This window comes from Pseudoalteromonas lipolytica (genome assembly GCF_001306915.1).
In the GTDB taxonomy this organism is placed as follows: domain Bacteria; phylum Pseudomonadota; class Gammaproteobacteria; order Enterobacterales; family Alteromonadaceae; genus Pseudoalteromonas; species Pseudoalteromonas simplex.
On sequence record NZ_LJTC01000003.1, the window covers coordinates 194,762 to 210,215 of the forward strand.

The 15,454-nt window shown below is 40.9% G+C and carries 12 protein-coding genes; 10 read left to right on the plus strand and 2 right to left on the minus strand.

Going from position 1 to position 15,454, the window contains the following annotated elements; translation table 11 throughout:
• Positions 1-3: 3 nt before the first annotated feature.
• Together AOG27_RS06150 and AOG27_RS06155 are read left to right on the plus strand one after the other, a co-directional pair.
• Positions 4-1,434, plus strand: coding sequence for an SLC13 family permease (locus AOG27_RS06150; protein ID WP_054552237.1), 1,431 nt, complete (start codon positions 4-6; stop codon positions 1,432-1,434).
• 139 nt (positions 1,435-1,573) lie between these two features.
• Complete coding sequence (locus AOG27_RS06155) at positions 1,574-2,986, plus strand: coniferyl aldehyde dehydrogenase (RefSeq protein WP_054552132.1); 1,413 nt, start codon at positions 1,574-1,576, stop codon at positions 2,984-2,986.
• A gap of 19 nt (positions 2,987-3,005) precedes the next feature.
• Here the strand turns inward: AOG27_RS06155 and AOG27_RS06160 are convergent, their stop codons facing one another.
• A complete protein-coding gene (locus tag AOG27_RS06160; RefSeq protein WP_054552133.1) occupies positions 3,006-3,728 on the minus strand; it encodes a tetratricopeptide repeat protein in 723 nt (240 codons plus the stop codon).
• 545 nt (positions 3,729-4,273) lie between these two features.
• Between AOG27_RS06160 and AOG27_RS06165 the strand changes: the two genes are divergently transcribed.
• On the plus strand, positions 4,274-5,122 hold the full coding sequence (locus AOG27_RS06165; RefSeq protein WP_054552134.1) for a DUF6279 family lipoprotein: 849 nt from the start codon (positions 4,274-4,276) through the stop codon (positions 5,120-5,122).
• Between the two features lie 199 nt (positions 5,123-5,321).
• The gene (locus tag AOG27_RS06170) at positions 5,322-6,365 is read left to right on the plus strand and encodes a GGDEF domain-containing protein (RefSeq protein WP_054552135.1); all 1,044 of its coding nucleotides are present in this window, start codon (positions 5,322-5,324) and stop codon (positions 6,363-6,365) included.
• Between the two features lie 11 nt (positions 6,366-6,376).
• On the opposite strand, the gene AOG27_RS06175 is transcribed toward AOG27_RS06170, so the two are convergent.
• The gene (locus AOG27_RS06175) at positions 6,377-7,321 is read right to left on the minus strand and encodes a LysR family transcriptional regulator (RefSeq protein WP_054552136.1); all 945 of its coding nucleotides are present in this window, start codon (positions 7,319-7,321) and stop codon (positions 6,377-6,379) included.
• A 118-nt stretch (positions 7,322-7,439) separates the two neighbouring features.
• On the opposite strand from AOG27_RS06175, the gene AOG27_RS06180 reads away from it, so the two are divergent.
• From AOG27_RS06180 to AOG27_RS06205, 6 genes are read left to right on the plus strand one after another with little or no spacing between them, the layout of a single operon-like run.
• Positions 7,440-8,606: an efflux RND transporter periplasmic adaptor subunit gene (locus tag AOG27_RS06180; RefSeq protein ID WP_054552137.1), complete on the plus strand. Its 1,167-nt coding sequence runs from the start codon at positions 7,440-7,442 to the stop codon at positions 8,604-8,606.
• A gap of 6 nt (positions 8,607-8,612) precedes the next feature.
• Positions 8,613-11,759: an efflux RND transporter permease subunit gene (locus AOG27_RS06185; RefSeq protein WP_054552138.1), complete on the plus strand. Its 3,147-nt coding sequence runs from the start codon at positions 8,613-8,615 to the stop codon at positions 11,757-11,759.
• Positions 11,752-13,158 (plus strand): TolC family protein, encoded by a 1,407-nt coding sequence (locus AOG27_RS06190; RefSeq protein WP_054552139.1) that lies wholly within the window; start codon positions 11,752-11,754, stop codon positions 13,156-13,158. Before AOG27_RS06185 ends, AOG27_RS06190 begins: the two co-directional genes overlap by 8 nt.
• 13 nt (positions 13,159-13,171) lie before the next feature.
• The gene (locus AOG27_RS06195; RefSeq protein WP_054552140.1) at positions 13,172-14,194 is read left to right on the plus strand and encodes a zinc-binding dehydrogenase; all 1,023 of its coding nucleotides are present in this window, start codon (positions 13,172-13,174) and stop codon (positions 14,192-14,194) included.
• A 26-nt stretch (positions 14,195-14,220) separates the two neighbouring features.
• Entirely contained in the window at positions 14,221-14,595 is a 375-nt protein-coding gene (locus AOG27_RS06200; protein ID WP_235523679.1) for a thiol-disulfide oxidoreductase DCC family protein, read from the plus strand.
• A gap of 58 nt (positions 14,596-14,653) precedes the next feature.
• Positions 14,654-15,283 (plus strand): lysoplasmalogenase, encoded by a 630-nt coding sequence (locus tag AOG27_RS06205; protein WP_054552142.1) that lies wholly within the window; start codon positions 14,654-14,656, stop codon positions 15,281-15,283.
• The last annotated feature ends 171 nt before the right edge of the window (positions 15,284-15,454 follow it).

Below are 15,454 nucleotides of genomic sequence, written 5' to 3' on the forward strand. Positions count from 1 at the left end.
TTAATGAGCACAGTGATGTTACTGCTAGGCCCATTAGTGATGTTATTAACTTGCTTAATTGATCCACCAGCGGGTATGAGTGTATCTGCATTACGTACTGCAGGCCTTGCATTTTGGATGGCTTCTTGGTGGGTAAGCGAAGTTGTGCCAATTCCTGCTACGTCTTTATTGCCACTGGTTATATCACCTCTTGCTGGCATTGCAGCAATCAAAGGGGTCGCGTCACCTTATGCACACCCTTTGATCTTTTTATTCTTAGGCGGCTTTTTGATCTCAATCGCGATGGAGCGTTGGGGTTTACACAAGCGTATTGCACTTAATACCATGCTTCGTGCAGGTACTAAGCCAAGCCTACAAATTTTAGCCATGATGTTAGTAACGGCATTTTTATCAATGTGGATGTCAAATACAGCGACTGCTGTGATGATGTTACCGATTGCAATGTCGATTACTATGTTGGTTAAACAGTCTAACCCAGATAATGACCAATTTGGTAAAGCATTGTTATTATCAATTGCCTATGGTGCTAGCATCGGTGGTATCGCAACCTTAATCGGTACGCCACCAAACGCATTAATGGCTGCATACCTATCAGATAGCTACAAGATTGATATTGGCTTTGCTGAGTGGATGAAAGTAGGTGTACCGCTTGCGACAGTTATGCTTATTTTATGCTGGGTGTGGTTAACTAAGTTTGCCTATAAAGTAGATACACAATGTGCAAAAAGTGCAAGCAAAGACACTAAATCTTTATTCTTGTCACAGTTACAAGAGTTAGGAGCTATGCAGCGCGCTGAAAAAGGCGTAGCTGTTGTATTTGCTTTAGCTGCAGTATGCTGGATTTTTAGGCCTATGATTGCTGATTTCTCTGGCCTTAAAATTTCTGATACGGGCATAGCGATTGCTGCAGCATTGATGTTATTTGTGTTACCAGCAAATAAAGGCGATGGTGAGCGAATCCTTGATTGGGAAAGTGCAGCTAAAGTGCCATGGGGCGTGTTGCTACTATTCGGTGGCGGTTTAACACTAGCTGCACAAATCAAGTCGTCTGGCCTTGCTGAATATATTGCCCATATGATCGAGGGCGCAAGTGCTATTCCGTTAGTTTTAAGTGTTTTAGCGGTAACGGCTCTTATTACATTCTTAACAGAAATAACCAGTAACACAGCCACAGCTGCAGGTTTCTTACCACTATTAGGCCCAGTTGCTGAGTCAGTATTTGGTACACCGCTTGTATGGGTCATTCCTGCTGCAATTGCATGTAGCTGTGCGTTTATGATGCCAGTCGCGACACCACCAAACGCGATTGTGTTTGGATCAGGGCAAATTCAAATGCGCGATATGATCCGTTCTGGGTTCGCACTTAACTTAATAGCTATTGCCATGATCACCTTAGTAACAATGACTGTAGCAGCGAGTGTATTTGCTTTTTAAATGTAAAAATTAATGAATACAGAACAATAGTTTCAACTCTTACCAACCACTCACAGCGCTCTTTATGGGCGCTGTTTTTATTTGCTCTCGATTTTATTCATCGTTATAGTTGTTTAAACCTTTTTGATGAGTACTCGTTTTGGTCGATCTAGATTCACAATTACAAGAACAATATTATCAGCTGAACGATGCATTTTTAGCTGAACCTTACTTACCAATAGATATTAGAATAAAGCTTCTAAAACGCGTCAAAGTTGCGCTTATTGAGAACGAGCAGGCTTTAGTGAATGCTTCAAGTAAAGATTTTGGATACCGTACAGCCTTCGATACTGTACTAGGCGATATTTTCCCAACAGTTAAAACAATCAGTGATGTGATTAAGCGTTTGCCAAAGTGGGCAAAAAATGAATCTCGTGGTGTTGGACTTAGTTTATGGCCTTCGTCTGCACATATCAGTTATCAGCCGAAAGGGGTTGTAGGCATCATTGCCCCATGGAATTATCCAATTCAACTTGCGTTAGTTCCTGCCATAACCGCATTAGCCGCAGGCAATCGCGTAATGCTAAAGTTAAGCGAATATACACCTCACACTAACGCAGTTATAAAAACGATTTTGGCTGATGAATTGAAAGAGCATTGTATCGTGATTGAAGGCGAAGCAGAACTTGCTGCAAAATTTTGCCAACTTCCTTTTGCTCATATGCTGTTTACTGGTTCAACCGCTGTCGGCCGTAAAGTAATGCAAAGTGCTAGTAAAAACCTTACCCCAGTGACGTTAGAGCTAGGTGGTAAATCACCAGTAATTGTTCTTGATGATGCAAATATCAAAGAAGCAGCGAAAACAATTTTATTTGGTAAATTGAACAATGCAGGGCAAATTTGTGTTGCTCCTGATTACGTATTTGTTCCAAAGCGGCTTGAACATCAGTTGGTAATGCAGCTTTGTGATATTTACCGAAAACATTTTAAACAAGGTGTTGAAGGTAAAAACCTAACTTCAATTATCTCCGAGAGTCAATACCAGCGATTAGCTGCTTATTTAGTTGACGCAAAAGACAAAGGCGCGCAAGTATTTGAGCCGATAGAAGGTCATCAAGTTGATGAACTAAAACACCGTATGGGCTTGCACATTTTAACGCAAGTGAATGATGATATGCGCGTCATGCAAGACGAGATCTTTGGCCCCTTACTGCCCATTATCGGTTATGAGTCATTGCAGCAGGTGATTGATACGATTAATGGTGACTCATTACCTCTTGCTTTGTATATATTGGGGCACGATAAAGAGAAAATCAGTAAATTAAGCACATCAATCAGAAGCGGTACATTAGCAATTAATGATGTATTGATGCAGGTAACAGCAGATCAGCTACCGTTTGGTGGTATTGGTGAGTCAGGGATGGGGCACTATCATGGCATTGAAGGTTTTAAAACCTTTAGCCATGCACGAAATACCTTGGTATCCGGTAAGTTTAATCCTCGCACTAGCTTATTGCTAAAACAAAATAAGTTGCTGATCAAACTATTAAAATGGCTGTACTTGCGCCCTTAAGCGCAAGTACGAAGTTTATTTATAGACGCCCGTCAGGTGCGTATAAACCAGCCTGTATTTTTGCATAAATGGCATCTGCTTTTTCTTTAGCAGCTTCAATTTCTGCAGGCATCATACTTCGCTCATCAAGCTTACGGCTATGACTTGCATCCATGTTGCCGTTGTATTCAGCAATGGTATTCCAAATGTATGATTTTTCGAGATTCTTAGGAACTCCTAACCCTTCGTAATACATTAAAGCCATGTTGAATTGCGCAAGAGTAAAGTTATTTGCAGCCGCCTTTTGGTACCAACTAAGCGCGGTACGGTAATCTTGAATTACCCCTTCGCCATTGGCATACATAACCCCCAAATTAAACTGTGCCGCTGGATGGTTTTTTTGTGACGCCATTTCATACAATGAAATGGCTTTTTCTTTATCAAGTTTGACACCTTTACCTTCTTGATAAAGTACACCCAATGCGAACATTGAATCAGCATGCACTTTTTTTACTGCTTTTTCGTACAACTCTGCTGCTTTACGATAGTCTCGTTGCACACCAAAGCCACCTTCGTACATTTTAGCAAGCTCATACATTGCAGGGGCATAACCTCTGTCTGCAAGGTAATTAAATTCATGAAGCGCTTCTTCAAAACGGCCTTCATTTGCCGCTAATTGGGCATCTTCAAGACTGGCATTTGCTAAAGGTGACAAGATTAACGTGCTAGCGAGCAATAGTGATTTAAAATTAGGCTTGATCATAGTCTGCCTCCAAATGTGTGTTAGGTATCAATAACAAAGCATTCAGCTATTGATAAAATGCCTTGCCAAACAGCCTCAGAGCAAAACATCACTTTTAGTTTAGCCCCAACAGCTGCAAATGCCCAATTTATAGACAGCGGCAAGCTTTGCAATTAACAAGTAGGCTTAAGATACAGATTTTCCAGAAAAATTAAAGAAATAAAAAAAGCCCTTAGCGGGCTTTTTCGTGTCATATCTACCGTCACCGATATGAGCAATGTAGCAAGTAAAGTGTAACGTTTTATGTCTATGTTTGGGTCGAGGAAACAGATGACAATCAAGAGTTACATCTTGAACTAACTTGGTAAAACAGCATCAAAACCTTTAACAGTATGATGTTGCTGTGAGAATAGTCTAGCGAACCAAGTTGTTGATAACGATTATTACTTAGGTTTAACCGTTCGTCAATACTCAAATGATAATTAATTTCATTTAATTTGGTTGCTGAATTTTTGTTCTTAGTGGTAAGTTTACTTTGTTTTGAAATAGGATTTGAAAAAACTACAATGAAAAAGCTATCAAAGTATCTAATAGTATTTAGTTTATTGTTTACAGCAACAGGGTGTTCTCCGAGCTTCACTTACAATAATTTAGGTTGGTTATCAGGGTTTTGGATTGATGATTATGTTGACCTTAACAGTGACCAGGCTGATAAATTTGAGCATATTGTCAAGGCCAGCCGAGATTGGCATCGAGAAACACAACTCCCCTTATATAAACGCGACCTTGAAAATTTAAAGACCATGTTAGATAAGCAAGTTGACCATAACGAGCTTAAAGCACACTTTGTACAAGCGAAGCAGCACTGGCAAACATTGATTAATAAAATTGAGCCTGAACTTATCGCTTTAGCGAATTCACTTTCTTATAAGCAGCGCGTAGAGTTTGTTGCTGCACTGCAAGAAAACATTAACGACGAGTACAAAGAGCACGAAGAAAAATCACCTGAGCAACATAAAAAAGAACGTTTAGAAGAAAACCTTGAAAATTATAAAGAGTGGTTCGGTAGCAGACTCACTGCGCAGCAAAAAACACTCATAGAGAGCTCATCAAATTCTCGAGTCGGTACATTTTTAATGTGGATGCAGTACAAACAAAAGCGTTTAGATGCATTAAAAACGTTATTTATGCAAAAGCAAAAACCAACAGACTTTGATAGCCAGTTGGCAGTCATCATTAATAATCGCTTGGCTTTTATGAGCGATGAGTTAATTGCAGCCGATGATAAAAATCTCGATAACTACGTTAATTTATTAGTGGAACTAAAACCTACATTAACCGATAAACAGCGTCGTAACGTTCGCGATGAGTTTGATGAGTTAATCGAAGAGGTAAGTGACTTGATTGATGATTAATGGGCTAGGTGTATTTGCACGTGATATGAAATTGATGGCAGCTAGCAGCTTATGTTTTTAAAATAAAAGTTAGAAAGTATCAGTTTTTCAAGATTTTATGTTAATAAACGTAATTTAATGAGGGTTCGCTTAATAATTTGTTCCTAATTTTTTAATTTGGAGTTAAAATCTAGTCACTAGAATAATAACGAGAAACTGAATGGATATTGGTGCGCTAAGAGGCACTCAAGCTTTACGTAATAACGTTCTTAAATGGATGGGCTTTTGTCTAGGTGTTTTAGCGGGCGTGTTCGCGGTTTTTAATCTATTTATAAATGACTTTGTTGTTCTAGGTGCGTTAGAAGTCGTTTTTGCTTCGTTTTGTTTTTATATCTTTTTCTATACCCGAAAACGTAATGCTCAGCTCTGGCAATCACTTACTCTGTGTTTGTTTTTAAGTTTACTCATTACATTAGGTACTTACTTAAGCAGTATAAAGAGTTTACTTTTTATCTGGACATGTTCATTGCCTGTATTGTTCTATCTATTACTTGGTAAGCAATATGGGCAAGTGTTGTCTTTGATGGTTGCACTATTACAAGCACTGATTTTATTTAGTAAATCAAGTCTTGAACCTCTCAATAGTGTTAATTTTTTACTCAATTTTTCATTTACCTATATCTGTATTTGGGCAGTATCTCACACCTTTGAAAATAGTCGTGCTGAATATGGACAGCGACTTGAAAACTTAGCCTTGCTCGACCCTTTGACTGGCGCGGGGAACCGCTTGGCAATGACCCATTATTTTGAAGTTGAATTAAAAAACAAAAATGGCTTGTTTATCTTAATGCTCGACCTTGATTATTTTAAGAATATTAATGATCAGTATGGCCATGATGTTGGCGATCGCATTTTGATTGAAGTAACCAGTTTCTTTAGGCAACGCATTAGTAAAGGCTATGTATTTCGTATTGGCGGTGAGGAGTTTGCTATCTTCTTACCCAGTAGTGACCCAAGAAGTGCTTATGAATTCGCAGATATGCTGCGCGAGCACTTATCAACCACTATCCACAATATTGATGAGCAAGTAATTAATCTGACCATTAGTATTGGTGTTGCTTGCTACATGCCAAATCAAACCCTGAAAAACTTTATTAAACGTGCTGACGATGCGCTATACCAAGCAAAGCAGCAAGGACGAAATAAAGTTGTAACAGCTTATGAGTTGAGCCAAGAGTCAATTGAGCATAATAAAGCGAGTTAGCGTTTATAAATTTAGCTTTTGTACATGGTGTCGAAATCAGGGATGTTTGCCTCCCAAATAGGAATATCTTTGCCTATGTATTCACGCATAGCATCAAAGAATAAACGCGTTCTTACTGGTAAGTCTCTGTGTGGGTAAACTGCATACACCGCGCTGTAATCGAGTAATTCCATATCGGTTAAAATGGGCACCAGATCGCCACGCTTAACTTCATCGTCAAGAATAAATGCCGGCGCCAAAACATACGCATTGCCTGAAATAGCTTTCATTAAAAGTACTTCTGCATCGTTCGCACGAAAGACGCTTTTAATATTTTGCTCAATAATATCGCCATCGGCATTACGATAACGAATTCCACTGATGCGTTTACTTGGGCTTGAATAGCTAGCGGCAGGTAGTTCTTTTAAATCCTCAACCTGTTTTGGCATACCGTAAGTTTCAATAAATTCCGGTGATGCCAACAGCAACATACGGTTGCGGGCAATTTTACGGGCAATAAATGACGAGTCTTTTGGTTCGCCAACACGAAACGCTAAATCATAGCCTTCTGATACTAAATCAATCAGCCTGTCGTCTAAACGAAGTTCCACCTCAACTTGCGGAAAGCGTTTTTGAAAGTCGTTAATGACTGGTTGAATATAGCGTTTACCAATAATACTTGATGAGGTAATTTTTAACGTACCACGGGGTTCTTGGTGGTAATTTTCAGCAAGTCTGACGGTATCTGATAACAAATCTCTCAGTTCAGCTGCTTTTTTTACCATTTCAGCACCAGCGGCAGTCAACGAAAAAGAACGTGTAGTACGATTTAGTAAACGCACACCTAATTCATCTTCGAGGCGGCTAATTTGTTTTGAAATAACTGAGCGATCTATATTTCTAGATTCGGCGGCTTTGGCAAATGAGCCTCGTTCAATTACTTCAAGCAACATTAATAAGCGGCTGGTGGTATCCATAGCAGTTCCTTAAATTCTATTGGTGCAATTCTGGCATTAATGAATTTAAAAATCTATCATTTTTATCCACTAATTAGTTGCGTAACATTGTCTCCTATCTAAATACAGGAGAGTCGTTATGAACAAATCTATTCTTGCAGTGGCTGTGACCATTGCGAGCTTAACGTTGGCAGGATGTGGTAGCGAAGCTAGCCAATCAGCGCAACAGCAACAATTACAACCTATCGATGTAGCGCAAGTACTTGTAAAGCCAGTACAAAATTGGCACACCTACACAACGCGTTTAGAGGCACCGCAAGAGGTTGCACTTATGCCGCGTGTTTCAGGTGTGATCGATAAAATTAACTTTAAAGAAGGTGACAGTGTTAAAGAAGGTGACTTGCTTTTCACCCTTGATGCACGCCCTTTTGCAGCAGTAGTAGATAGCTTAAAAGCGCAGATAGAGAGCGCCAAGGCCGCATTAGAGCAGGCTAAAAGTGAAGCAAAACGTGCAGAGCGCTTAACTGAGCGTAAAGCAATTTCAACGGAGCAAGCGGAGTCTCGTAAATCAACGCTAAGACAACGCGAAGCGCAATTGCTAGCGCTACAGGCTGAACTTACGGCCGCAGAGCTTGATTTAGAATTTACTCAAGTGCGTTCACCCATTGATGGCGTTGTATCGCGTGCGAATATTACCAAAGGTAATAACGTGCTTGCTGGTCAAAGCGTGTTAACAAGCATTGTTTCAAACCAGCAAATGTATGCTTATTTTGATATTGATGAGCGTACATGGAATCAGTCTTTTACTGATGTGACAGCGCAAAGTGAACAAGCGGTTGTGATGCAAAAAGTGGGTCAAACCAGCTTTAACTACAATGGCAAAATCAACTTCATTGATAACCAAATTAATGAAACTACCGGCACTCTTCGTGTACGTGCGGTGTTCGAAAACGATGAACAACAATTACGTGCGGGCTCATTTGCACGTATTAAGCTTGCTGCCAATAAAGTAAGTGAAAAAGTCATTGTGCCTGAGCGTGCAATTGGGACTGATTTAAAGAATCGCTTTGTACTCACTGTGGGTGAAGGCAATGTTCTTGAATACAAACTAGTAACGGTGGGTGAGCGTTACGGCAGTTTACGTGCGATTACATCAGGACTAAACGAAAACGATGTGATTGCTGTGAATGGCCCGGCGCGTGTTGGCCCTGGTATGCCAATTTCACCAAACACAGTCACAATCAATAGCGACGGAATTGCATTTACTCTTTCAAATAATCACTCAGATTTGGTTGCTAAACAGTAGGTCAAAATGAAATTTTCACACTTTTTTATCCAGCGACCCATCTTCGCAGCGATGCTGTCGCTTATATTTCTCATTGCAGGGGCAATTTCGTTATTTCAATTGCCAGTGAGTGAGTACCCTGAAGTTGTACCGCCAACGGTTGTAGTTACAGCAAATTACCCGGGTGCTAACCCAACGGTGATTGCCGAAACAGTGGCAACGCCACTTGAGCAAGAAATCAATGGTACAGAAAACATGTTGTATATGTTTTCACAAGCAACCAGTGATGGCCGCATGACTTTAACAGTTACTTTTGCATTAGGTACTGATTTAGACCGTGCACAAGTTCAAGTGCAAAACCGTGTTAACAGTGCGCTACCACGCTTACCACAAGAAGTTCAGCGTTTAGGTGTTGTAGCCGAAAAATCATCACCTGATTTAACCATGGTGGTGCATTTGTATTCGCCTGAAAAAACGCATGATACGACTTACTTAGCGAACTATGCTGATTTGTATATCAAAGACCAAATTGCGCGCTTAGGCGGTGTGGGTGATGTGCAAATGTTTGGTGGTGGTCAATATTCAATGCGTGTTTGGCTTAACCCTGATGCACTCTCTGCTCGCGATTTAACAGCAATGGACGTAGTAAATGCATTACGCGCTCAGAACCAACAGGTTGCTGCGGGTAGTTTAGGTGCGCAACCTACCTCGAAAAGTAATCAATTTCAAATTCTGATGAATGTAAAAGGGCGCTTAAGCTCACAAGAAGAATTTGAAAATGTGATCATCAAAGTAGGTGAGCAAGGTCAGCTTACACGCCTAAGTGATGTAGCACGCCTTGAATTAGGCCAAAACACCTATGCATTAAGAGCGATGTTAGATGGTCAACCTGCACTTGCAATGCCGATTTTCCAGCGCCCAGGTTCAAATGCGATTGAGCTTTCTGATCAAGTGCGTGAAACCATGAAAGTATTATCAAAAGACTTTCCGGCAGGTGTTGAATACGACATTGTTTATGACCCAACTGTATTCGTACGCGGTTCAATTGATGCTGTTATTAAAACGCTACTAGAAGCAATTGCATTAGTTGTAATCGTTGTTGTGGTGTTCTTACAAACTTGGCGTGCATCAGTAATCCCACTGATTGCAGTACCGGTATCTTTGATTGGTACGTTTGCGGTTATGCAATGGTTGGGGGTTTCGATTAATACCTTATCGCTATTCGGTTTGGTTCTTGCCATTGGTATTGTTGTTGATGATGCCATTGTTGTGGTTGAGAACGTTGAGCGTAATATCGAGCAGGGTTTATCACCACTTGAAGCAACCCGTGTTGCAATGACAGAAGTAACAGGGCCAATTATCGCCATTGCACTTGTATTGTGTGCGGTATTTATTCCAACGGCATTTATTACGGGTTTATCTGGTCAATTTTATAAGCAATTTGCTTTAACCATTACTATTTCGACGGTTATCTCTGCGTTTAACTCGTTAACACTATCGCCTGCGTTATCGGCGTTACTATTAAAAGGTCATGATGCAAAACCAGATCGTTTAACTAAACTATTAAACCGTGTATTTGGTAACTGGTTATTTAAACCTTTTAACCGCTTATTTGATAAAGGCGCCAATGGCTACGAAAAGCTGGTACAAAAGCTAATTCGTATGAGTGTGATTGTATTAGTTGCTTATGTTGCACTTGTTGGTGGCACAGTAAAATTGTTTGACGCAGTACCAGGTGGTTTTATCCCACAGCAAGATAAGCAATATTTAGTGGCTGTTGCACAGTTACCCGATGCGGCAAGTTTAGACAGAACTCAAGAAGTCGTGCAAGAAATGGAAAAAATTGCATTACAAGTACCGGGTGTTGCAAACACAGTATCGTTTCCTGGTTTATCGGTGAATGGTTTTACAAATAGCCCTAATAGCGGCATTGTATTTACACCGCTTGCCCCTTTTGAGGAGCGTCAAGATCCGAGCATGTCGGCAATGGCGATTGCGGCTCAGTTAAATCAAAAGTTTGCTAGTATTGATGAAGCATTTGTTGCGGTATTCCCGCCACCGCCAATTCAAGGTTTAGGTACAACGGGCGGCTTTAAACTGCAAATTGAAGACCGTGCAAACAAAGGCTTTGAAGCACTCTTTAACAGCTTACAAGCAACCATTGCGAAAGCGCAGCAAGACCCAGCGTTAATGGGGCTTTATTCAAGCTTTAGAATTCAAGTACCGCAAATGGATATCGACATTGACCGTGAGCAAGCGCTTATCCAAGGTATTCCACTTGATGAAGTATTCAATGCCCTACAAGTGTACTTAGGTTCTGTGTATGTGAATGACTTTAACTTGTTTGGTCGTACTTATCAGGTTAATGCGCAAGCTGATGCTGATTACCGCCAAGATCCTGAGCAAATCTTGAATCTTAAAGTACGTAACCGCATGGGTGAAATGGTGCCATTAGGCTCTGTATTAACTGTCACACCAACAACAGGCCCAGATCGTGTAATGCACTACAATGGTTACCCTACAGCTGAATTAAATGGTAGCCCAGCACCAGGTTATAGCTCAGATCAAGCGCAACATGCGATTGAAGCAATCCTTGCCGATACATTACCAAATGGTATTGAGTTTGAGTGGACAGAAGTAACTTATCAGCAAATATTAGCGGGTAATACCATGGTGTATGTTTTCCCACTTGTTGTATTGCTTGTGTTTATGGTACTTGCAGCGCAATACGAGAGCTTAAGATTACCACTGGCTATTATTCTGATTGTACCTATGACGATTTTCTCGGCACTGTTAGGTGTGTGGTTTGTCGGTGATGACAACAACATCTTTACGCAAATTGCATTAATCGTACTGGTTGCACTGGCAAGTAAAAATGCCATCTTGATGGTAGAGTTTGCACGAGATCAGCATAAAACGGGGTTGTCTCACCTTGAAGCCATTATTAAAGCGTGTCGCTTACGACTTCGCCCAATTTTAATGACATCAATTGCCTTTACGGCAGGCGTTGTACCTCTTGTTTTAGCCACAGGTGCAGGTGCAGAGATGCGTCATGCTATGGGTAACGCAGTGTTCTCAGGCATGATTGGTGTAACTGTGTTTGGCTTATTGTTCACCCCGGTGTTTTATATGTTAGTCACTAAAAAATCGCAGAAGGAGCAACACGATGCATAAGCCTCTTCATGGAATCTTTAAACACGGCAAACTAGTCAGTGCGATGCTGTTAGCCGGAGCACTAGCAGGCTGCGCACAAAGCGTTGATATGCAAGAGCAGCAAGTGAGCCTGACACAATTTGTTAGCGATACACAAATTGGTGAACAAAACGAAGGTGCGAGCGAAAATAACTGGTGGCGTCGTTTAGATTCAGCGCAGTTAAACAATTTAGTGACTGATGCATTAGCAATGAATCACGACCTAAAAACCAGTCAACTTCAGCTTGATGCAGCCATTGCCCGTTTAGGTGCAGCCCGCGCGGATTATTATCCGCAGGGCAGCCTAAGTGTGGGCGCAGAGCGCAGCAGCTTAGATGGCGCAATTACGCGCCAATCAAACGCAGGTGTGAACGTAAATTGGCAGCTTGATTTGTTTGGTCGTATTACAGCGTTAGTCGATGCTGCTAATGCAGGTGCACTAAACCAAGCCGAGCAGTTAAGAGCATTACAGGTTGAAGTGGTTTCTGCCGTGGTGCAAGGCTATGTCAGCTATCAAGGTAATGTACAAAAGCAAGCGATTATTGAAATGCAAATCGAGGCGCTCGAGCAAAGTATTGATGTGTTAAAAGCGCGAGTAGAGGAGGGGGTTGCGAATGAACTTGATCTTAACCGCACTCTAGCGCAGTTAAAGCAGCAACAAGCGCTTATTCCTGAGCTTAGTTACTTGCAATATCGCGACCTCGCAACCCTTGCGGTTCTAACAGGGCGACTTGCAAGTGACATAACTTTGATAGAAGAGCCTGAGTTACTCAGTCACGAATTTAGTGTGTCGTTTAATAAAGCCAGTGAAGCAATGGCACTGAGACCAGATATCACCAGTGCTTTATATCAGTTTAGTCAGGCTTATTCGCTAAGTGTTGCCGCCTCAAAAGCACTTCTGCCAGATATTAGTTTGGCCGGGTTTGCAGGTGTGGTGAGCTTAACCAGCAATGGCTTAGAAGATACTGTGCAACAATGGCAAGTCACACCAAAAGTTGAATGGTCATTACTCAGCTATCCTGCATTATTAGCTCAGCGTGATGCACAGCAATTTTTAAGTGAAGCTGCTTACAGTGACTATCAAAGTAAAGTATTAAAAGCCATTAGCGATAGTGAACTTACTTTACAAAGGCTAGTCAAACAGCAGCAACAGTTAAGTTATGCTGATCAGCGTTTTAATTATGCCAATAAAGCATTTGGTCAAGCTCAAGCAATGTATCAAGAAGGACAAATTCCTTACTTAGAGTTGTTAGATGCGAGACAGGATGTTTTAATAGCGCAAGAGAACGCTGTTGATTCAACAATTGCTTCATTACAGGCCAAAGTAAGTGCTTATCAAGCATTTAATGGTCGTTGGAGCTTTGAACTAAACAACCTTTAACCCAGAGTATTCAATGTCACATATTCAACAAACTACAGAACTTCCGTCAACAATGCGCGCGCTTGCACTGCTTGAGCCGAATGACGCCATCGCGTTATCTGAGCTTTCTGTGCCAGTACCGAGCCCTGAAGGCAATGAGCTTTTGGTTAAAGTTGAATATGTGGGCTTAAATCATGGTGATGCCAACTTTGCAAAACAAGGTTTTTGTAAATGGCATTACCCTCATGTACTAGGTCATGATGCTGTTGGCGTGGTTGTTCAGGCAAGTAAAGGTGTATTCCCAGGTGTTGGCGCACGTGTTGTATGGCACGCCAGCCTTGGCGACCAAGGTGTGTTATCTGAATACACAACGGTACCAAACTATGCGGTTTCGGTTGTGCCAGATAACGTATCACCGGCAGATGCTGCAACCTTACCTTGTTCAGGTATGACGGCATTAATTGCCCTTGATAAATTGCAGCTAAGCGAAGGGGATTCACTGTTTATTGATGCAGGTGCGGGCGGCGTTGGTCAATTCGCTATTCAATTTGCTAAGCAACGTGGTGCCACCGTGTTTACCACTGCCAGTAAACACAATCATAAGTTACTTAAGCAATTAGGTGCTGATGTGGTGTTTGATTACAAAGACCCAAAACTTGAAGATAAAATTCGCCGTGAATTAGGTCCGCAAGGCTTTGATGCGGTGCTTGATTGTATTGGTGGCGATACTACCATTCGTAACGTTGAGCTAATGCGCTTTTGTGGCCGAATTGCCTGTTTAAATGAGTTACCTAAGTTTGAACAAGAACTTATGTTTAGGCGCGCACCCAATATCGGCATTGTATCGTTAGGCGGAGCGTGGCTTGCAAATAGCTTATGTGCGCAGCAAAAGCTGAGCTTTATGGGTAACTTATTACTCGATAATGCAACCCGTGGCGAGATCAAATTACCGCAAATTCATGCTGTTGATTTTACCGCCGAGGCTGTTTCAGCTGCATTAAATAAACAACTTGCTGGTGGCTTTACCGGTAAACAAGTTGTGCAGGTAAGCGGTTAATCTTGCAAACCCACTGCCCAGTCATCTTGTTTGATGGTCAGTGCAATCTGTGCCATTTTTGTGTTCAGTTTATTGTTCGCTTTGATAAGCAAATCACCTTTAAGTTATGCCCCATGCAAAGCGATAAAGGTGAACGTTTACTAAAGGCGCATCAAGTTGACGATCCACTCTCTTCAATGTTAGTGATTGATAATAACCAGTTATATAAACAAAGTGATGCTGTGTTATTTATCGCAACTCAACTAGGTTTTCCTTTCTCTTCGGCTAAGGTGTTCAAGCTGCTGCCAAAAGGCTTTCGCGATCGTATCTATGATTGGCTTGGTCGTAATCGGTATCGGTTTTTTGGCAAGCAAACACAGTGTAAGTTACTGACCGAAAGACAAAAGCAGCATTTTTTATAAACATTTAGAGTAAAGCTTGCTATTCTCGTTATTGGGAACAAGTAACAATAATAAGAATATGAACATTCTCTTTCTAACCCTAAGCTCGGTTTACATTGCTTTACTGCTCTTTATACCATCATTAACTCAGCCTATTATGGCGCTATTTAAAACACTACCAATCGGCCTGTTGATTGTGATGGTGTTAAAAGGGCGTAGTCAGTTACAAAATCGCACTTTTATTACTTTATTATTCGCTCTTAGTTTTTCAGCACTAGGTGATGTGTTGCTAGCCCTTGATACGGGGCAACTGTTTATAGGCGGTTTAGCGGCATTTTTTGTTAGCCACGCTTTTTATATCATTACCATGTTGCCAATTAAAAACTGGCGATTAGACGTTTTACTTCTTTATCTATTTTTGGCCATCATCGTTTTTTGCTTATTCTACCCAAACTTGAATGACATGCTCATTCCGGTAATTTTCTATATGTTGGTACTTACCATAATGGCAAGCCTTACTTGGATGACGGATAAATCGAACGGCTTTTTAGTGTTAGGTGGAGCAGTGTTTGTTATATCAGACTCTATTCTTGGCCTTAACCGTTTTTATTTAGAAATAGCGCATGCAGATATCGCAATAATGATAACGTATTACATTGCGCAATTTTTCTTAATTAATGGTTTTATAAATCATCATTCAAATAAATAACGGCAGGATTTAACTAGCTATATAGCAAGGTGCTTGATGACAAAATGAGCAAAATCCATCTTTTTGTATTATTGCTATTAGAGGTTTTTAGTAAGCTTCGCTTGTTAAATTGTTGTGTTTAAATGAAAAAAGTTGTTTGTGATTGTTGCATTGTGGTTCTTTTGTATTAAA